Raw genomic sequence first — 20,137 nt, 5'->3', positions numbered from 1 at the left:
TCAAAGTGCGATCGCATACTATCACTTCTTGATCGCCCCTATTCTGTGTAATAGGGTGAACATTGTCCACCCAAAAAACCTTATTTATTCTTCTTCACTTTACCCACTAAACCCAAAGTCCCAAAGCCGATTAAACCGAACAATAATGATGGTTCGGGGGTGGTGGTAGAATTCGATGATACATCGTAAAATATCGTGCCATTCCATATACGAGGAGAAAAAGCAGAACTGCTAAAAGGAGTATTGTTAGCACTACCGAGAAGGAGTGTTAAGTCACCATTTTGATAGCCACAATTACCCACAAAAGTATATGAAGTTGAACAAGTGCCATCAGTATAGGAATGTATTACGGTAGAAGGCATTTTTAAAGCAATACCATAAAGGGTATTAGCCTCCAAAGTAATGTTATTATTTAATGTCACAGGACTAGAATTATTTACTCCCAGAGGAGTAATAGTTCCATTGCTAGCCAAAGTCCAACCAGTAGAACTGGTTTCAAAGCCTTGTGCTGTACCTGAACGGGTGTAAACCTCAAACCCTGAAGTTGCAGTAGAAGTTTCCTCCGTATTAGTATCAAAACCCGTGATAGTAATGGGATTTGCTCCTACAGATAGATTAAAGTAAACAGCACCACCAGGATCTCCGTTGTTGTTTCTATTAAATAAAGTGGTCAAACTAGCACCATTCGCACTATCCATGACACCGAAAACAGAAAGGGTCGCCAATAACCCAGTACCGACTGCTAAAGCCTTATATTTGTAGGGGGGGGGGAAGAAATACGCACTTCTTTTTTAGTCACTTTTTTAGGATTCTTATTAAATCAAATCAATAAATTAATTGTAGATTAAATTGTTCTTTTGAGCTTATTTTTTTATTAAGTTTTATAACTTAATCAGTATATAGCAATTATCCTGGTTACGGGGTACAAAATGATCCCCCTAAATCCCCCTTAATAAGGGGGACTTGGAAAATCATAAATGTATCTCATAATTATAAAAAACGCTATATTTACTGAATTTATAATTATTATTAAATATTTTCGGTACGATCATTCTTTTTTATAATTACTATCTTGCTTCCATTTTCTAGGATTATTAACAATGTATTCCCGAATGCTATTTAATGAATGTTCATCACGAATAATATGTTCATAAAATCGAGATTGCCACTTAAAACCATCATAATTATTTAATTTAAGTGAGTAGGCATAATTAAATCGATTTAGGCAAGGGGTTTAAACCCCTTGTTCATAAGAGTCTTAATAAAATAAGAGCTATAATTAATTTCGCCAACCTACTTACTCCATCTTGTTACTGCTGATTTATAACTTCTAATAATTGAACTTAAAGAACCTTTTTTTGGTGATAAATCAGACATTATTTTGGATAAATCATCTTCATTATTTGCCACAGATAGGGACGTTTCATGAAACATCCCTACATTTTCGGTCATTGATTTATTAATAATAATGATGCCATGAACATGATTAGGCATAACAACAAAACTATCAATTTCTACAGAATCACAATGGTCAGGAATTTCTAACCAAAATTGTTTCGCTATTTTGCCCAGCTTAGAAAGATTTACTTTTTGATTTTCAATATTGCCAAAATAACATATTTTTTCATGGGTACAAATTGTCACAAAATAATAACCATTTGATCGATAATCATAATTTTTTAAACGGATAGATTTTCGATTATTATTCATAACCATTGATTTTAATGTGATTAAGACAACGTGGGAACGTTCAAAAATAACGTAGGGACGTTCCATGGAACGTCCCCAGCAATATTATGTAATATTCACAAAAAATAGAATATCAGATGTGATTAATCAATACCTTCAATGCGATCTTCCGCTTCTTGGTATAACTGTTGCAACTTCTCGATGTTCTCGTCCGAGGTTTCCCAGTAGCCACGTCCGTTAACTTCCAATAAGGTACTAACCATACGACGGAAAGAGTTGGGGTTTAAATCCATCAAACGTTTACACATCTCCTCATCTTGGATAAAGGTAGTGTTAGTGTCTTCATATACCCAGTTATCCACAGCATCAGCGGTGGCACTCCAGCCCATGGTATTTACAAGACGTTTGGACAATTCCCTTACCCCTTCATAACCGTGGGATAACATCCCTTCGTACCATTTGGGATTTAATAATTTGGTACGGGCATCTAGACGCACAGTTTCCGAGAGAGTACGCACTTGGGCGTTAGCGGTGGTGGTATCTGCAATGTAAGCAGAGGGTTTTTTACCATCATCACGCAAGGATGCAACTACCTTGGTAGGATCAGAATCGAAGTAGTGGGATACATCCGTTAAGCTAATCTCGGAGGAGTCTAGGTTTTGGAAAGTGGCATCAGCAGTTTTCAAGGATTTCTCAAAAATGTCTCTGCCTTCATCCATTACCCCAGGATTGTCAGAGTTGAAAGCGAAGGATTTACGGTTTAAGTACATATCTCGCAATTCTTGCTCTTCTTCCCAGCTGCTGTTTTCTACCGCTAAGTTAACGTTAGAGGAGTATGAACCAGAAGCGTTGGAAAATACACGGGTTGCCGCCTGACGGAGGTTAATACCCATTTCCTCTGCTTGATCTAAGGCGTGTTTGCGCACAAAGTTCATCTCAACAGGTTCGTCGGCTTCCGCGGCTTTTTTCACCGCTTGATCTAATAAATTCATTTGGTTGATGAATAGATCACGGAATACCCCAGAACAGTTTACCACTACGTCAATGCGGGGTCTGCCTAATTCTTCTAAAGGAATTAATTCGAGTTTGTTTACCCGTCCTAAAGCATCAGGTACAGGTTTCACCCCAATCATCCACATGATTTGAGCGAGGGATTCTCCATAGGTTTTGATGTTGTCCGTTCCCCATAATACACAGGCGATGGTTTCAGGATATTTACCGCCGTTATCGATCTTTTGACGCTCTAGGAGTCTGTCCACCACGATTTTAGCTGATTGTACAGCGGCTAGGGTGGGGATTTTTTGAGGATCGAGGGCGTGAATGTTTTTCCCTGTGGGTAATACATTGGGATTACGGATGGGATCTCCCCCAGGCCCGGGTAATACATATTCCCCCTCAAGGGCTTTGAGTAAACCGCCTAATTCGTTGTCGGCACAAACTTGCTCAAGGCAGAATTCGAGGAATTCAAATAGGGGTTTGATGGCTTTTTCGTCCACGTTGGTGTAACCAAATTCATGGAGTTTGGCAACCCAAGGCTCTTTTTTGCCCATGTTGAAGAAGTTGAGTTTGGACACAAGGGAAACTCTGCCTTCGGCGTTGATTTGCTCTTCTACTAAGGCTCTCACGGCTGCTCTGGTGGCTTCGGTGATGTGTTGTAATAGTTCTACGTCGGCAAGTACACCCCTATCGGCGTTACGATAAATTTCTTCCATGTTACGCCCGATGCTTCTGGCGATGATGGTGGGTAAACTCCAGATACCGTCGTCTTCACGATCTAAGCTACCGATATTTACCAAAGTGGCGATCGCCTCTTCAGCGGTAGGAGGTTTACCAATGACGTGTAACCCACAGGGTAAAAGACGAGATTCTATTTCCATCAACTTGCGATATACCGCCCCAACGATGGTGTCTCTTTGCTCTTCGGTGAGGGTGCTAGAGTCGAATAATTGAGGCTCTTGTCCTTCCGGGGTAGCAATTTCGGGAATATCTTTATCAAGGTTACAGATACGGGCTTGATCTACAATGGTATTAACGATTTGCACCGCACGACCACCTTCTTTTAAGCCTTGGTAAGAACCAATTAACTCACTTAATTCTTCCAAACCTTTATATAATCCAGCATTTTCGGCGGGAGGGGTTAGGTAGGAAATGGTATTAGCATAACTACGACGTTTGGCGATGGTTGCCTCACTGGGGTTATTGGCTGCGTAGTAATAGATGTTAGGAATATTACCGATGAGGCTATCGGGGTAACAATCCCCAGACATCCCCATCTGTTTACCAGGCATGAATTCCAATGAGCCATGGGTTCCGAAATGGAGTACCGCATCGACACCCCACACTTTTTCGAGGTAGGTATAGTAAGCCGCAAAACCATGGTGGGGGGAAGCAGAGCGAGAGAATAAGAGTCTCATGGGATCTCCTTCATAACCGAAGGTAGGCTGTACCCCAATAAACACGTTACCGAAGTGCTTACCGTAAATCAAGAGATTTTGTCCATCACTGTTGAGGTTTCCTGGAGGTGGGCCCCAGTTTTCTTCTAGTTTTTGAGAGTAGGGAGTCAAACGCTCGTATTCTTCTACGCTCATACGGTAGGCAACATTCAACTCAGGGCTGGAATATTGTGCCTGAGCATCATGGATCACCATTTCCATCAACTCTTTGGCAGTTTCAGGTACGTCTTGGATGTCGTAGCCGTTGTGTTGCATCCCCTTCAAGACTTCATGGATGGAGCCGAATACGTCTAAATAAGCGGCGGTACCCACATTTCCTTTATCGGGGGGGAAACTGAAGACGGTAATGGCAAGTTTTTTGTCTAATTTGGGCTTTTTACGGAGGTTAGTCCATTTTAAAGCCCTGGAGGCGATCGCCTCTACCCTATCCTGTAAAGTAATAGAGCGTCCAGTATTACCATCTCTACCAGAAAGAATAATAGGCTCAATAGCACCATCCAACTCAGGAATAGCAATTTGCAGAGCCACTTGGATGGGGTGTAAACCGAGATCACTTTCTTCCCATTCTTCGGTGGTTTGGAATACGAGGGGTAAAGCCACCATGTAAGGACGATTGAGACGCTTGAGCGAATCTACCGCCTTGGGATGATCCTGTCTAGCAGGGCCTCCCACAAGGGCAAAACCAGTTAAGGAAACCACCGCATCAACGATGGGTAAAGGCTCAACCCCTTGGACTGGCTTATCCCAAAAATACTCATTTACAGGCTTAGAAAAATCTAAACCACCAGCAAAAACGGGAATTACCCTTGCACCACGATATTCAAACTCCTGTAACATCGCCACATAGTGGGCATCATCTCCAGTTACTAAGTGAGTCCGTTGTAATACTAACCCAACGGTAGGGGCGAGAGGATCTTTTAAATCATCACTAATATCATCACGACTGTTATACCAGTTTAGATACCCTTTGATGTCCTCAAACATCTTCGGAGCAAGGGGATGCCATATACCCATATCAGGATAAACGATAGGCTCGGCATACTCAGCGTTACGGTTGAGTAAAGATTTTTCCCCAGTGAAGACATATTTGTCAGCCAACATCAAGAAGAAGTTTTCGAGGTTGTCAGCAGAACCACCCAACCAATACTGGAAACTTAACATAAAGTTACGAGCATCTTGAGCTTTTTCCACGGGCAAATATTTTAATACCGTGGGAAGGGTGCGTAAAAGTTTGAGCATAGCATCTTCAAAACCAGCCCCCGACTTTTGCTTACGCTTCTTCATAAAGTCGCCGATGACGCTCTTACTTTGTCCTAGTTGCGCCATGCTGAAGCTACCCATTTTATTTAGGCGCATTACTTCGGGCATGGAGGGAAAGACTACTGCCGCATCTAGGGTGTCACGGTGGGGAGTCACAGCTTCCACCACTTTTTGAGCCAATTCTTCGATAAAAATTAAAGATGCAATGAAAATATTTGCTTCTGAGACATCTTTTTTGAACTCTTCATAGTTTTCAGGGCTTCTCAATTCTTCGATGAGATAACCACTAATTTCAATGGCAAGATTGGGGTTATGGGCATTAATCGATTTGATGGCCGCAGAAATAGAACTTTGATACTGAGGTTCTAAAACAACATAAACCACCTTCATTAAAGCACGATCTCCTAGGTTTTCTGGTGCTATGTGTCTGATGGCGGATTTTACGTTTGTAAACATTAATGTTTTTTCTCCTATTTAGGTGAATTTAAACGGGATATGTTAAGAATTATTACAGAGCTTAATATACGCTCTTTATTGTTTGTACCACGAAAATAAGCTCTTTTACCTATATTTTTGGGAATCTTTACGGTAATCCGTAGTATTTTGTTACAAATTGTTACAAGTATGCGGTTTTTGAGAATGAAAATTAAGAAATCAAGGGAAAACCATGGTTTTTCCATAAAAATCAAGTTGTGAAGCAAGGATAATATTCTCGGTTTTTCACCTTCCCTAGACCATTTTTTCGGTAACTTCTAATTGATGAGGTGATTCTGGGGAGAAGTCTAAAATATGGTACAGTCAATACAAATTTAAGAAAACGTTTTTATATTAATTTGCCTTTTTGTTTATCAATAATTTCGATTATTGTCATGGAATTAGGTAATTTTTGATTGAGCTAAAGTTGCAGATAAGAAAAATTCAAGGTGATGACAGAATTTCTGGTTAGATATGTATGGTTAGTACCTTTTTATAGTTTACTTGGGGCATTATTTACCCTTCCTTGGGCTTTAGGGTTTGTGCGTCGCACAGGGCCACGACCGGCGGCTTATATAAATATTTTGATGACTTTACTATCATTTATTCATGGTAGTGTGGCTTTTAATTATGTTTTAAACCATGATTCTTTTAATTTAAATTTTCCTTGGTTTACCATCGCTGATTTAGATTTATCTTTTGCGGTGGAAGTCTCTCAGATTAGCATGACTGCCCTGAGTTTGGTTACATTAATCAGCTTATTGGCACAGGTATTTGCGATCGGTTATATGGAGAAAGATTGGTCTTTGGCTAGATTTTTCGGTATCATGAGTTTCTTTGAGGCAGCTATCGGCGGTATAGCCCTAAGTGATTCTTTACTCCTTAGCTATGGCTTATTAGAACTATTAACCCTTTCTACCTATTTATTAGTGGGTTTTTGGTATGCTCAACCCCTCGTCGTTACAGCGGCCAGAGATGCTTTTCTTACTAAAAGAGTGGGAGATATTATTCTTTTAATGGGATTAGTTGCCCTCTCTAGCTATGGGGCAGGGTTGACTTTTTCTGAGTTAACCACTTGGGCGGCTGATCATCCTTTATCTGATTTTACCGCCGCTTTGTTGGGTTTATCTCTTATTGCTGGGCCTACGGGTAAGTGCGCTCAATTTCCCCTTAACCTATGGTTAGATGAAGGAATGGAAGGGCCTAGCCCTGCTAGTATTCTCCGAAATTCCGTGGTAGTTTCGGCGGGGGCTTATGTATTGATTAAGTTAGAGCCTGTTTTTACTCTCTCTCCTGTATCGGCGGATGCTTTAATTATTATCGGTGCTATTACTGCCATTGGTGGTTCGTTAATTGCCTTGGCACAGGTCGATTTAAAGCGAACTTTATCCCATTCTACCAGTGCCTATTTAGGTTTAGCATTTATTGCAGTGGGTTTGGGTCATGTAGATATTGCTTTTCTGATTGTCTTAACCCATGGCATTGCCAAGGCTTTATTGTTCATGAGTGCGGCTTCGGTGATTCTTACTACCACGGCTCAAAATATTACTGAGTTGGGGGGATTATGGTCAAAAATGCCCGCAACAACGATCGCCTTTATGACTGGTAGTGCAGGAATTGTGGGCTTATTACCCCTAGGAATGTTTTTCACCCTTTCCCGTTGGTTTGACGGCAGATTAGATGTCCCTTGGTGGTTATTGGGAATTTTGTTAACGGTAAATCTAATTAATGCCCTTAACTTCACCCGTGTATTTCGTCTTGTTTTCCTAGGACAAACCCAACCGAAAACAAAAAGAGCGCCAGAGGTTATTTGGTCCATGGCTTTACCCATGGTGACATTAACAATTTTCACCTTACTAAGTCCTTTAATTCCTATTAAATACTCTCTATGGTTAAGCCCCATATCTCCCCTAACGAATAATAATAGTCAGGTATTGACTTTTGCCATTCCCGCATTAATTATTTCTGGGGCGGTGGGAGTCATTGTTGGTTTTACTTTACCACTACATCGATTATGGGATCGTCCTTTAAACAAGTTTGTCCGTTTTACCCAAGATTTACTGGCCTACGACTTCTATTTAGACAAAATTTATCAATATACCGTGGTGGCTTTTGTCACTGCCTTATCTCGTCTAACGACATGGTTTGATCGTTATGTAGTTGATGGGGCGGTAAACTTGGTTAGTTTATTCGCTATTTTTAGCGGTAACGCATTAAAGTACAACACTTCTGGACAATCTCAGTTTTATGTCCTTACCATCTTAGTGGGGGTAAGTCTTTTGATGTGGTCAATTGTGAGTGGTCAATGGGGTAATATTCTTAGTTATTGGAATTTTTAGTTGGTGAGCAATGCCCACCGTACTTGTTGATCTGGCGTTGGTTTTGGGCAAGGGGCTTAAGCTCCTTGTAAGAAAAAATTTATGATTATTTACTTTTAAAAAAATGCTGAGTTTGTTAATTTGGATTTCAGTATTAGGGGGCTTAGTGGTGGGCTTTTTACCCAAAAATAAAAACCCTAATATCTATCGTAATATCGCTTTAGTGTTTGCGATAATTACCCTTGTGGTTAATTTATATATTGCTTTTAATTTTAGAACTGATACTTTCAGTTTACAGTTTACAGAGCATTATCAGTGGTTGGATTGGCTAGGACTTAGCTATGATTTGGGTTTAGATGGTCTATCTTTTCCTCTTATTTGTCTGAATAGTTTTTTAACTTTAACAGCAATTTATATCACCCCCAAAGATTTACCCCGTCCGAGACTTTATTATTCTTTAGTTTTGTTACTTAGTGCTGGGGTAATGGGTGCATTTCTCGCACAAAATTTATTACTATTTTTCCTTTTCTATGAGGTGGAAGTTGCTCCTCTATATTTCTTAATTGCTATTTGGGGAGGACAAAGAAAGGGTTATGCGGCGATGAAGTTTTTACTTTACACCGTATTATCTGGATTTTTAGTATTAGTTTCTTTCCTTGGTTTAGTGTGGTTGAGTGGAGAATCAACTTTTGCGTTTGAGCCTTTAAAATCCCATTCTATTCCCGTGGCTAGTCAGGTATTACTGTTAATTCCTTTGTTGATTGGTTTATTTATTAAAATTCCTATTTTCCCTTTTCATACTTGGTTGCCCGATGCCCACGTGGAAGCCAGTACCCCCGTATCGGTGTTGTTGGCAGGGGTGTTGTTGAAATTAGGAACCTATGGTTTACTCAGATTTGGGGTTGGTTTATTTCGTGATGGTTGGCTGGTACTAGCTCCATATCTAGCCTTTTTGGCCGCCATTAGCGCCCTTTATGGAGCATCCTGTGCGATCGCCCAGAAGGACATGAAAAAGGTAGTTGCTTATTCTTCTATCGCCCACATGGCTTATGTTTTATTGGGGGCGGCTGCCACCACTCGTTTAAGTTTAGAAGCCTCCATTTTACAGATGGTAAGCCATGGTTTAATTTCCGCCCTGTTGTTTATCTTGGTGGGTATCGTGTACAAGAAAACGGGTAGCCGTGATGTAAACTATCTCAGTGGTTTATTGAATCCTGAAAGGGGATTGCCTGTAACGGGTAGTTTGATGATTTTGGCGGTGATGGCTAGTTCCGGAATTCCAGGAATGATTGGTTTTATCGCCGAATTTTTGGTATTTCGGGGCAGTTTTCCCATTTTTCCCATACCTACCCTATTATGTTTAGTGGGAACGGGTTTAACGGCTGTTTACTTCCTATTAATGGTTAATCGAGTCTTTTTTGGTCGTTTAACTGTTGAGTTGGCTAGTTTGCCCCGTGTGATGTGGTCTGAGCGAATACCTGCGATCGCCCTTGCCATACTTATTATCATCTTTGGCTTACAACCAGATTGGATGCTGAGATGGTGTAAAACCGAAGCCTCGGTAATTCTTTATGGTAATCAAATTGTTGTTGAGCAACAAATTAATAGTTAAAACCATTGATAATTGAGAATGGATAATAGAAAGCCCCCCAGAATTGAGGGATTTAGGGGCAAAATCCAACGGTATAAGCCCCCCTGTCTCCCCCCAGCACGGATGATTCAAAGTAGAGATACAAAAAAGCCTACTTTTTTAACAAGGGGCTTAAGCCCCTTGCTTCCTTTCTGCCTTAACTGGACAATTTAGAATGAATCACCTCTGCCCATAAATTTGGAGAAATACACAACCATTGCCGATTCTCTATTCCCTACCTACACCCACAACATCAACAAAAACTCAAAATTATGACTACCACAACCCACTGGACAAAAAAACATATTATTTCCCTCGAAGACTTTACCCAGGAAGAATATGACACCGTTTTAACCACCGCTGCTAGTTTTCGAGATGTGCTAAAAAGCAGAACTAAAAAAGTTCCAGCCCTACAGGGGCAAGTGGTAGCGAATATGTTTTTTGAGCCTTCCACCCGTACCCGTAGCAGTTTTGAGTTGGCAGCTAAGAGATTATCGGCGGATATTCTTAACTTCGCCCCAAGCTCGTCATCCCTCACCAAAGGGGAAACCATCCTTGATACTGCCAAAACCTATTTGGCCATGGGGGCGAATATCATGGTAATTCGTCACAGTCAATCGGGAGTACCTTTAAACATTGCCCAAGAAATGGATCGACTAAAAACGGGGGTAAGTATTTTTAATGCGGGGGATGGCTTACACCAACATCCCTCCCAAGGGTTATTAGACTTATTTACTATCTGTAATTTATTAGATCCAAAAAATCCTCGCACCGCCCTGTTAGAAGGAAAAAAAATTGCCATTGTGGGGGATATAATCCATTCTCGGGTAGCTCGTTCTAATATTAACAGTCTGTTGGCTTCAGGGGTACAATTGCATCTTTGCGCCCCTCCAACCCTTTTACCCCACCTATTTGCTGACACGGTTAAACCTGAATATAGGGATCGTTTATTTATTCATTGGCACATTAAACCAGCCCTTGAAAATGCTGATTTTGTGATGACTTTAAGGCTACAAAAAGAGCGTATGGCAGATTATTTATTACCTAGTTTAAGGGAATATCATCAATTATTTGGGATTACGCGCGATCGCCTCTTATGGTGTAATCCAGAAGTTAAAGTATTACACCCAGGCCCTGTAAACCGAGGAGTAGAAATAAGTTCAGACTTAATGGACGATGAAAGACTCAGCTTGATTTCTGACCAAGTTACTAGCGGAGTAGCCGTGAGGATGGCTTTACTATATCTTATTGGTAACTTAAAACAAGAACTTAGCCCTCAAATATTATCTACCAATTAAAATTATCGAGAAAGTTCTTCGACAATCTTATCGCCACGTCTGTTATTATATTTGCTATTATCCAAAACATCGGATTTTTCTTCGATAGATAACGCGCTGGTGATAGATTTACGGAGATTATAACTTGTCTTACTCAACGGCTCAGGTAAAAATTGATCTCCAAAAGCGATAAAAACGATCAATAATAAAGGGCTAGTCCTGAGCAAAAAAAGCATATTTTGAAAACAAAAACTGGTTATATTACTAATAAATTTTTTCATTGCTTTTACTACTATAGGGACATCATCAAAAACTCTCTAAATATATGATGCCCAAAACAACGTCTTAAGTTATCCACTCGTGTCAATTACAAATTTCCCTCCATTAAGCATTCGGGCGAATAGTGAGAAAAATGTTAAGATATTGTTACAATGACTAACAACCCCAGATACTAAATAATATAGTACGGATCTCATGACTCAAACTACTTCCTCCCAACCATTATCTAATCAAGAAGAAAAGATAATTGATGTCCCGTCAGAAATTGTTGCCACTCCCAAGACACATCAGGAAAATTTAGGCCCAATTCCAGACATCTCCCCCGAAGATTGGGAATATAATCCGGATACTATTATCAAGTATTATCGGGGCAAACCTTTACAAGTATTAGGTCGATTAATCAATATTTCTTTTCCCTTTGCATCATTCATGCTGACTAACTGGTGGCATTCCCTTTTGGGTACATCGAAAAAAAACCAGAAAAAACAGGCAGAAAAACTAAGAAAAATCTTAACCAGACTAGGTCCTGCCTATATCAAAATTGGTCAAGCCCTCTCCACTCGCCCCGATTTGGTGTCTCCTGCTTATTTAGAAGAATTAACCAGTTTACAAGATCAACTTCCCCCTTTTCCTAATGAAATCGCCTATCAGTTTATTGAAGAAGAATTAGGCTCCAAACCAGAGGAAGTATATCAAGAAATAACTCCAAATCCTATTGCGGCAGCTTCCTTGGGGCAGGTATATCGTGGCAGATTAAAGACAGGGGAAGAAGTTGCTATTAAGGTACAGCGTCCTGATTTGGTGAGAAGAATTACCCTTGATATATACATCATGCGTAGCATTGCTACATGGGTAAAAGAAAATGTGAAGCGCATTCGCTCGGATTTAGTCGCTATTACCGATGAATTAGCCGCCAGAATTTTTGAAGAAATGAACTATATGAAGGAGGGGGAAAATGCCTCGAAATTTAAAGATTTATATGGTCATTTAGAGGAGATTTATGTGCCAAAAATCTATTGGGAATATACTGGCAGAAGGGTATTGACCATGGAATGGATTGAGGGTACTAAGTTAACGGATATTGAGAAAATCCAAGCTCAAGGTATCGATGCTACCCATTTGGTAGAGGTGGGAGTGCAATGCTCTTTGAGACAATTACTAGAACATGGGTTCTTCCATGCAGATCCTCACCCTGGTAACCTTTTGGCCATGGGGGATGGTAGATTGGCATATCTCGATTTTGGGATGATGAGTAATATTAAGCCTTACCAAAGATATGGGTTAATTGAGGCGGTGGTTCACCTTGTCAATCGTGATTTTGATGGATTAGCTCAAGATTATGTTAATTTAGACTTTTTGACCCCAGAAACGGACTTAACGCCCATTATACCTGCCTTAGCGGAAGTTTTTAATAATGCTTTGGGGGCTAGTGTAGCGGAGTTAAATTTCAAAAAGATTACCGATGAAATGTCGGCGATGATGTATGAGTTTCCTTTTCGTGTTCCTGCCTATTATGCTTTGATTATTCGTTCTATGGTGACATTGGAAGGGATTGCTATTAATATTGACCCTGAGTTTAAGGTATTGAGTAAGGCTTATCCCTATGTGGCCAAAAGGTTGTTAACGGATCAATCTGAGCAATTACAGGCTAGTTTAAGGGATTTACTGTTTAAAGATGGTAGTTTCCGTTGGAATCGTTTAGAAAATTTGTTGCGTAATGCCAAAGATTCTCCTGATTATGACTTTGATAGGGTGATGAATCAGGGTATGGAATATTTACTTTCTGAAAGAGGTAAATTTATCAGGGAAAGATTAGCCACTGAAATTGTTAATTATCTTGATAAGATGGGACAAAAAACATGGTTTAATATTTCTAGTTCGGTGAGTCGGGTTGTGGGTTGGGATTCTCCTCAACGTCCTGCGGTAATGAATAATGGTTCGGTGGATAGTCAATCTATGGAACATTTACAGAATATTATCGAAATTTTACAGGAAACTGATGGTTATGATCCTATGAAGTTGGTACCGATTATTACGAAGATTTTACAAAATTCTGAGACTCAAAAATTGGGTCAACAAATTGCTGGGGGTTTGGCTCAAAAGGCTACGGCAAGATTGATTCGTAATTTATTATTGGATAATAATTCTAATAATAATGGTAATGGTAAGAGTCCTAGTAAAAAAGACCAGTTGTCTTTACCTGTGGCGGCGATGAGATAGTTGTTCGTTGCATCAATTTACTAATGATTATGTGTTGGGGTGAGGAATAGGGTATGGTTTTTATGATTGTAGATTAAGAATCTGAATGTTTTTTACTCTTTCTTTAACTCGAACCTAATGAAACGCTATATTCTTTATTTAACAAAGTTTATGGCGTTTTCATCTTTTTAGATTAAATGCCCCCTTGTTCACAAAGGGGAGACTACTTTTTTTATTTATACAAAATATTATTTTATGGCAATTTTACCTTCAAAGTTAATTTTAGAACCTTTGTTACGAGGTTGGTTATTAGAGGATATTGGTAGGGGCGATCGCACTACAAACGCTATTTTTACGGATGAAAATAAGTATCAAAAAGCCCACTGGTTATTGAAAGAAAATGGAGTAATTGCAGGTTTACCCATAGCCAAACAAGTATTTCAACTATTAGATGAAAAGGTTATTTTTTCTGAGAAAGTGAAAGAAGGCGAATATTATTCTTCTGGTACTATTTTGGTAGAAATGGATGGAGAAATGGATGGTTTATTGACAGGAGAAAGGGTTGCATTAAATTTGGTGATGCACCTTAGCGGTGTTGCGACAATGACGAGGAAGTATGTGGAAGCCATTGCCGATTTTCCGACTCAGTTGGTGGATACCCGTAAAACTACTCCAGGCCTCAGAATTTTGGAAAAATATGCCACTCAGGTGGGGGGTGCTTTAAATCATCGTATGGGTTTAGATGATGCGGTGATGATCAAAGATAATCATATCGAAGCGGCGGGGAGTATTGCAAGGGCGATCGCCCTTATTCGTGGTAATATACCTTACCCTCTTACCATTGAAGTGGAAACGAATACCCTAGAGCAAGTCCAAGAGGCGATCGATCATCAAGCAGACATTATCATGTTAGATAATATGGCCATTCCCAAAATGATTGAGGCGGTAAACATTATCAGACAGGCTAATGAGAGAATAAAAATAGAAGCATCGGGTAACATTACTCTTGATAATATCGCCCAAGTGGCCGAGACAAGAATTGATTTTATCTCCACCAGTGCCACCATTACCAAAGCACCATGGCTAGATTTAAGCATGAAATTCTAAACATTCAATAAATATTTAAAATAGACTTGTTGCGAATTAAATATCTGCGTATGTCAAACCCTTATCAAATAAAGACTGAATTCTGTAAAAAACCTATTTCGCAACAACTCTAATATTGTTATCACTCCTCACCCAAACTAAAGAGCAGATCTCTAAACTTAACAATGCCCCTAGTAAAGATTTAGACCTTGTCACTATTTATTTTAATTCCCATGTTAAAATATCTTCATAAAAGTATTTTTTATATCAATTGAATTTTAAGGACGATGCTCTCAAGGCGAATGATCCCCAATATATTTTACATATAGAAAAAAAGTTAATCTTGACCTGATAAGGATAAATTTTAATACACTATTTCAATTATTAATCTAGTCAAACTATGACGACAAAAACTGATAACAAAAACAATTTGTTTTCCTGGCAAATAATATCTGTCTTCTTGGTACTTTTTTTTGGAGGGGTAGGTTTTGCGGCTACCGCCATGTTACTAAGATTACCAACTAATAACAGTTGTAATAATTTGTCTTTGTTATTTAGTTCAGCAACTAATCGCTTGTATTGCGCTCAGCTACGAGCAGAAGAAGATACGGTGGAAGGTTTTTTGGGAGCCATTGATTTAATTTCTAACTTACCAGAAGATCATCCTCTCATTAGTGAGGTAGATCGCTACATTACCACCTGGTCCGATCGCATTTTAGCCATTGCACAGGAAAAATATCACCAAGGGGAGTTGGAAGAGGCGATCGCCATTGCTGAAAAAATCCCCACCCGTGAAGCCAACGAAGACTTAATCTCCCAAAAAATAGAAGAATGGCAAAGTGTTTGGGAAGAAGGAGAAAGTATCGTGGCGGACATCGAAGAAAAATTGCGCCGTGGGCAGTGGAATCAAGCCTTTTTAGCCACTGTACAATTATTAGAATTAGACAACGCTTATTGGAGTAGCACCCAATATGATGAAATGGTACAAACCATTACCCTTGCCCAAGAAGAAAGTAGCGAGTTAGACGAAGCCTTTGCTTCTATCAATAGGGGGGGAATAGATAACTTAATCAAAACCATTGAAATTGCCTCTCGAATTTCTAAATCTAGTTTTTCCTATGATCGTGCCACAGAATTAGCAAGGGATGCAGAAGGACAAATTATCGATATTGTTAAAGATTTAATTGATGATCGTAACTGGGCAGAAGTTAGCACTATCGCCCGTCAAATACCTCGGAGTAGCCCCATACGAGACAAAGCCGATGATTGGTCAAATTTAGCTAGTGCGGGAAGAAACGCCAACCTAAACACTGTATCAGGTCTAAATCTAGCCATCTCTCAACTAGATAAAATCTCCTCTAGCAGTGGGGTTTATGCCGAAACCAGAAAATTAAAAAATCGTTGGACCTTACAAAAAGAGGATCTGATTTACCTTACCGAAGCCAAAGATTTGGCAAAACCTGGTAATGTTGATAGTTTACAACAGGCCATCGCCCGAGCCGAATTTATCAGTAATGAAAATCCCTTACACTCCGAAGCCCAACAGGAAATTAGAAAATGGAGAAGGGAAATTCAAGTTAAAGAAGATCAACCCTACCTCAATCGAGCAAGGGAATTGGCTTCTCGTAATACCGTCAGTGGGTGGCAAGAGGCGATCGCCCAAGCCCAGATGATTGAAGCCAACCGAGCCTTGCACAGTGAAGCCCGAAACCTCATCGCCCAGTGGAGAGGTAATATTCAAAGGGTAGAAGATCAACCCACCCTAGATCGAGCCATTTCCCTCGGTAGCCAAAATAGATACCAAGAAGCCATTAACGTAGCCAGTGCCATCGGTAGCAATCGCTCCCTACACTCCGAAGCTCAGTCAAGGATTCGCACATGGCGCCGAGAAATTACGGCCCGACAAAACTTTAACGAAGCCTCTCAAATTGCCCAAAATAGAGATGCTCAATCCCTCTCCCGTGCCATTACCATCGCCCGTCGCATACCTTCCTCCACCGATGTTTCTGCCCAAGGACGAAATGCGGTTAACAGTTGGTCTGAGCAACTTTTAGCCATCGCTAGACGCACCAACTCTTTACAAGAAGCTATAAATATCGCCGACATGATTCCTTCTGGCACCTCAGCTTACAATGCCGCCCGTCGAGATATTCAGCAGTGGCGCGCCCGTTTAGCCCCTCCTCCTGCCCCCCGTAGAACTCCCACCAATCCCCCTAATAATGTTGACCCCCGTAATATAACTCCCCCTAATAATGATTCTGACCAAGAATCAACGCCCATTACCCCAGATACAGAAATTTCTCCAGAGCCAACTTTAGAGCAAACCAGTTTTTAAGATGACAAGGGGGGAGAAAAATTTTATGATAATTTTGTCTCTTATTTCTTTTTTGTTATGAGTATTTCCATTAAAAAACCAATTTTAATTTCTGGTGTTGGGCTTTCTTTCCTTATTTTTTTCTGGCAAAAAATTTCTCTCTCTTTTCCCCATCTAGGGGAGTACAGTTTTTGGGGCTTAATTTTAGTTAGTGGTTTTTTTTGGTTATTCAATCCTCAGGGCAAAGAAGATAATCTTCCAGTGGTTTTTAATCCTGTTACCCCAGAAATTTTCGCTCGGAGTTTAGCTCAGGTAAAAAAATTAATTACTATTTTTGCTCAGGAATCGGAATCTTCTGAAACTCCTTTTGCTCAAAGGCTTAATGAGATTATCGAAACTAATCGTACCATAGCCCAAGTTGCGATCGTTAGTAACCATAAATTAAATAGCGAATGCCTGAAAAATATTCTCGAAAAGGAGATAAAAAATAATAACTGTCAATTTGCAACCTTTACTCCATCCTCCCTCAATGCTCAAAAATTTGATCATCTACTTTTTAATCATGACCTCATTTTATTTGTAGTTCAAGGGGATTTGACGGAATCAGAAAAAGAAATAATCCAAAAATTAATCATAAAGCAACAAAAAACTATCCTAGTATTTAATCAATCTGACTATAATTTACCCGAAGAAAAAGAAATCATCCAAAAGCAACTAGAAACAAGAATAAAAGGAATAATTGACCCCACAGAAATTCTTATTATCTCTACAAAAAGCGAAGTAATTAAAGTTAAAAAATATCAAGATAAAGACAATTATCAAGAATGGCAAGAAAGCATCAAACCTCAATGCGATAATCTTATTAATTCTCTCTCACAAACCCTAGAAAATCATCAAAAAGATTTATTTTTAGCCACTACCTATAGACAATTATTAGGACTAAAAAAAGAAATACATCAACAACTCAACATCATCAGAAAACAAAAGGCTTTACCCATAGTTGAAAAGTATCAGTGGATAGCCGCATCAGCCACCTTTGCCAATCCCGTTGCTAGTTTAGATCTTCTTGCGGTGGGTGCCATTAACACTCAAATGATTATCGATTTAGGCAGTATTTATCAACAAAAAATAACCCTCAATCAAGGCAAACAAATATCTTTAGAATTAGCTAAATTAATGATGAAATTAGGTATTGTGGAATTGTCCTCCCAGGCGATCGCCACTATCCTAAAAACTAATACTATTACCTACATTGCAGGGGGAGTGATTCAAGGCATCAGCGCCGCTTATTTGACCCGAATTTGTAGTCTTAGCCTAATTGAATATTTAGAACAACAGGATATTACCATAGAAGAAAACAGTTCTAAATTTAACTTAAATATTATTAAAAATAAGATAGAAAAAGTATTCAAGGAAAATCAAAAACAAGCATTTTTAAACAACTTTATTAAGCAAACTACCCAAAAACTAGGGTGGCAGAAAGCATAACTTAAAATGTCAGAAAAAACATTAATTATTTTTACTCGCTATCCAGAAAAAGGGAAAACAAAAACTAGATTAATCCCTGCTATTGGTGCTGAAAAAGCTGCTAAAATCCAAAAATTGATGACAGAAAATACCCTTAAAAAAGCCGAAAAACTTGATCTTAATATTAAAGTAAAAATATATTATGCAGGGGGAAATCAAACTTTAATGGAAGAATGGTTAGGCGATAAATGGGAGTTTATTCCCCAAGGAGAAGGAGATTTGGGAGAAAAGATGTTCTCCGCCATAGAGTCTAATTTTAACATTACTAAAATGCCCGTTGTTATTATCGGTATTGACTGTCAATCATTAACAGTAGATATTTTAGAAAAAGCATTTTTAGCTATGGACAATCATGATTTAGTAATCGGAGAAGCTAAAGACGGAGGTTATTATTTAATAGGTTTAAAAGAGCCTGTAAAATATTTATTTAAAAATATGAAATGGGGAACTAATACCATTTATCAAGATACTCTAAATATTGCTAAACACTATAACTTATCTATATTTAATTTACCCATCTTAGCTGATATAGATAGACCAGAAGATTTAGTTAATTTACCTGAAAATATTGAAAATATACTTAGAATGTAACTTTTAGTAAAGCACACTTGAGGTTTTATGGTTTAATTTAACTTACAACATAGAATTATTCAAAAAGTTTTACATAATCTAGTAATATTTTGTGGTGAATGTCTCCTAAAGGTTGAATCTGATTGGCTTTATGGGAATAAATTTTTCCTTTTCTTATGGCATCAGCAGAAACTAAGGCAAAATCCCACCCTTCTTGGAGGGTTAATCGACTAATATCAACAGTGAGGGGAAATTGGAAAACATGACGAATTACTTTATTATCTTCATAGTTGCCAAATTTAGAAAAGTTGACCACATCATAATCAATTTCTTCCTTTATCTCTCTTACTAAAGCCTTTTCTGGGGTTTCTCCTTTTTCGATATGTCCCCCAAATAACCCCCAACATCCGGGATAAACTATGGTAGGAATATTGTCTCTCAATTGCAGTAAATATTTATTGTTTTGGTAAATAATTGCGATCCCAAAGGGATCTGCTGCGCAGCACGCTACTTGAACCATATTTGATGACATAATTCTAAAATAGAATATAAGAAATGTAAGTCTTGCAAAAAAAGGAAGGGAAGAATATTAGCTCTGAGGGCGAAGAATGTATAATAACAACTATCATGGCATTATTACCGTAGAAAATCTACAGAAAAAAAGCTAATAATGAGTAACTCAAAAAACGTACTAGGAAAATCCCTAGAAATTTGTTGTCAATCTCCCGTGACAGGATTTTATCGTAACGGTTGCTGTGATACAGGGGCAGAAGACTTTGGTTTACACGTCGTCTGTGCGCAGGTGACAGCGGAATTTTTGGAATATAGCAAAAATAAAGGCAATGATTTAATTACCCCCATGCCCATGTACAACTTTCCGGGGCTAAAACCAGGGGATAAGTGGTGTTTGTGTGTATCCCGTTGGCAAGAAGCCTTAGAAGCAGGAGTTGCCCCCCCCATTGTTTTAGCTTCTACCCACGAAAAAGCCTTAAAATTTGTACCTTTAGAAGTGTTACAAGAACACTCTATTTAATAATAAGAGAAAGTTTATTTTCTCCTCC

14 protein-coding genes are annotated in these 20,137 nt (G+C 39.0%); 9 read left to right on the top strand and 5 right to left on the bottom strand.

Going from position 1 to position 20,137, the window contains the following annotated elements:
• Positions 1-80 precede the first annotated feature (80 nt).
• The 3 genes from A5482_RS10805 to A5482_RS10795 form a co-directional block, all read right to left on the bottom strand.
• Positions 81-725 (bottom strand): hypothetical protein, encoded by a 645-nt coding sequence (locus A5482_RS10805; RefSeq protein ID WP_141712641.1) that lies wholly within the window; start codon positions 723-725, stop codon positions 81-83.
• 568 nt (positions 726-1,293) lie between these two features.
• Positions 1,294-1,776 carry a transposase gene (locus tag A5482_RS10800; RefSeq protein ID WP_141712642.1) on the bottom strand — a complete coding sequence of 161 codons (483 nt, stop codon included), beginning with the start codon at positions 1,774-1,776 and terminating at the stop codon, positions 1,294-1,296.
• Between the two features lie 56 nt (positions 1,777-1,832).
• Positions 1,833-5,858: a magnesium chelatase subunit H gene (locus A5482_RS10795; protein WP_069789658.1), complete on the bottom strand. Its 4,026-nt coding sequence runs from the start codon at positions 5,856-5,858 to the stop codon at positions 1,833-1,835.
• A 470-nt stretch (positions 5,859-6,328) separates the two neighbouring features.
• On the opposite strand from A5482_RS10795, the gene A5482_RS10790 reads away from it, so the two are divergent.
• From A5482_RS10790 to A5482_RS10780, 3 genes are all read left to right on the top strand, one after another.
• Positions 6,329-8,215 carry an NAD(P)H-quinone oxidoreductase subunit F gene (locus A5482_RS10790; RefSeq protein ID WP_069789659.1) on the top strand — a complete coding sequence of 629 codons (1,887 nt, stop codon included), beginning with the start codon at positions 6,329-6,331 and terminating at the stop codon, positions 8,213-8,215.
• A 103-nt stretch (positions 8,216-8,318) separates the two neighbouring features.
• Complete coding sequence (locus A5482_RS10785) at positions 8,319-9,806, top strand: NADH-quinone oxidoreductase subunit M (protein ID WP_069789660.1); 1,488 nt, start codon at positions 8,319-8,321, stop codon at positions 9,804-9,806.
• Positions 9,807-10,096: 290 nt separating this feature from the next.
• Positions 10,097-11,122: an aspartate carbamoyltransferase catalytic subunit gene (locus A5482_RS10780; protein ID WP_069789661.1), complete on the top strand. Its 1,026-nt coding sequence runs from the start codon at positions 10,097-10,099 to the stop codon at positions 11,120-11,122.
• A 2-nt stretch (positions 11,123-11,124) separates the two neighbouring features.
• Here the strand turns inward: A5482_RS10780 and A5482_RS10775 are convergent, their stop codons facing one another.
• A complete protein-coding gene (locus A5482_RS10775; protein ID WP_141712643.1) occupies positions 11,125-11,304 on the bottom strand; it encodes a hypothetical protein in 180 nt (59 codons plus the stop codon).
• Between the two features lie 271 nt (positions 11,305-11,575).
• Between A5482_RS10775 and A5482_RS10770 the strand changes: the two genes are divergently transcribed.
• The 5 genes from A5482_RS10770 to A5482_RS10750 all read left to right on the top strand — a co-directional run bounded on the left by A5482_RS10770 (position 11,576) and on the right by A5482_RS10750 (position 19,097).
• Entirely contained in the window at positions 11,576-13,600 is a 2,025-nt protein-coding gene (locus A5482_RS10770; protein ID WP_069789663.1) for an ABC1 kinase family protein, read from the top strand.
• Between the two features lie 240 nt (positions 13,601-13,840).
• Positions 13,841-14,686, top strand: coding sequence for a carboxylating nicotinate-nucleotide diphosphorylase (gene nadC, locus A5482_RS10765; RefSeq protein WP_201150032.1), 846 nt, complete (start codon positions 13,841-13,843; stop codon positions 14,684-14,686).
• 379 nt (positions 14,687-15,065) lie between these two features.
• On the top strand, positions 15,066-17,000 hold the full coding sequence (locus A5482_RS10760; protein WP_069789665.1) for a hypothetical protein: 1,935 nt from the start codon (positions 15,066-15,068) through the stop codon (positions 16,998-17,000).
• 57 nt (positions 17,001-17,057) lie between these two features.
• A complete protein-coding gene (locus tag A5482_RS10755; protein WP_069789666.1) occupies positions 17,058-18,467 on the top strand; it encodes a DUF697 domain-containing protein in 1,410 nt (469 codons plus the stop codon).
• A 6-nt stretch (positions 18,468-18,473) separates the two neighbouring features.
• Positions 18,474-19,097: a TIGR04282 family arsenosugar biosynthesis glycosyltransferase gene (locus tag A5482_RS10750; protein WP_069789667.1), complete on the top strand. Its 624-nt coding sequence runs from the start codon at positions 18,474-18,476 to the stop codon at positions 19,095-19,097.
• Between the two features lie 55 nt (positions 19,098-19,152).
• Here the strand turns inward: A5482_RS10750 and A5482_RS10745 are convergent, their stop codons facing one another.
• Positions 19,153-19,608, bottom strand: a complete 456-nt coding sequence (locus A5482_RS10745) for an NUDIX hydrolase (RefSeq protein WP_069789668.1) — start codon at positions 19,606-19,608, stop codon at positions 19,153-19,155.
• Positions 19,609-19,746: 138 nt separating this feature from the next.
• On the opposite strand from A5482_RS10745, the gene A5482_RS10740 reads away from it, so the two are divergent.
• Positions 19,747-20,109 carry a DUF2237 family protein gene (locus A5482_RS10740; RefSeq protein WP_069789669.1) on the top strand — a complete coding sequence of 121 codons (363 nt, stop codon included), beginning with the start codon at positions 19,747-19,749 and terminating at the stop codon, positions 20,107-20,109.
• The last annotated feature ends 28 nt before the right edge of the window (positions 20,110-20,137 follow it).

It is taken from the genome of Cyanobacterium sp. IPPAS B-1200 (assembly GCF_001747005.2).
Classification (GTDB): domain Bacteria; phylum Cyanobacteriota; class Cyanobacteriia; order Cyanobacteriales; family Cyanobacteriaceae; genus Cyanobacterium.
Note: the sequence above shows the minus strand (reverse complement) of the source record. Positions and strands in the feature narration are given on the sequence as shown.

Bases quoted from the DNA above. Each gene is read 5' to 3' on its own strand.
- A5482_RS10800 (WP_141712642.1), bottom strand. From the start codon at position 1,776: ATGGAACGTCCCTACGTTATTTTTGAACGTTCCCACGTTGTCTTAATC.
- A5482_RS10795 (WP_069789658.1), bottom strand. From the start codon at position 5,858: ATGTTTACAAACGTAAAATCCGCCATCAGACACATAGCACCAGAAAAC.
- A5482_RS10790 (WP_069789659.1), top strand. From the start codon at position 6,329: ATGACAGAATTTCTGGTTAGATATGTATGGTTAGTACCTTTTTATAGT.
- A5482_RS10785 (WP_069789660.1), top strand. From the start codon at position 8,319: ATGCTGAGTTTGTTAATTTGGATTTCAGTATTAGGGGGCTTAGTGGTG.
- A5482_RS10780 (WP_069789661.1), top strand. From the start codon at position 10,097: ATGACTACCACAACCCACTGGACAAAAAAACATATTATTTCCCTCGAA.
- A5482_RS10770 (WP_069789663.1), top strand. From the start codon at position 11,576: ATGACTCAAACTACTTCCTCCCAACCATTATCTAATCAAGAAGAAAAG.
- A5482_RS10760 (WP_069789665.1), top strand. From the start codon at position 15,066: ATGACGACAAAAACTGATAACAAAAACAATTTGTTTTCCTGGCAAATA.
- A5482_RS10755 (WP_069789666.1), top strand. From the start codon at position 17,058: ATGAGTATTTCCATTAAAAAACCAATTTTAATTTCTGGTGTTGGGCTT.
- A5482_RS10750 (WP_069789667.1), top strand. From the start codon at position 18,474: ATGTCAGAAAAAACATTAATTATTTTTACTCGCTATCCAGAAAAAGGG.
- A5482_RS10745 (WP_069789668.1), bottom strand. From the start codon at position 19,608: ATGTCATCAAATATGGTTCAAGTAGCGTGCTGCGCAGCAGATCCCTTT.
- A5482_RS10740 (WP_069789669.1), top strand. From the start codon at position 19,747: ATGAGTAACTCAAAAAACGTACTAGGAAAATCCCTAGAAATTTGTTGT.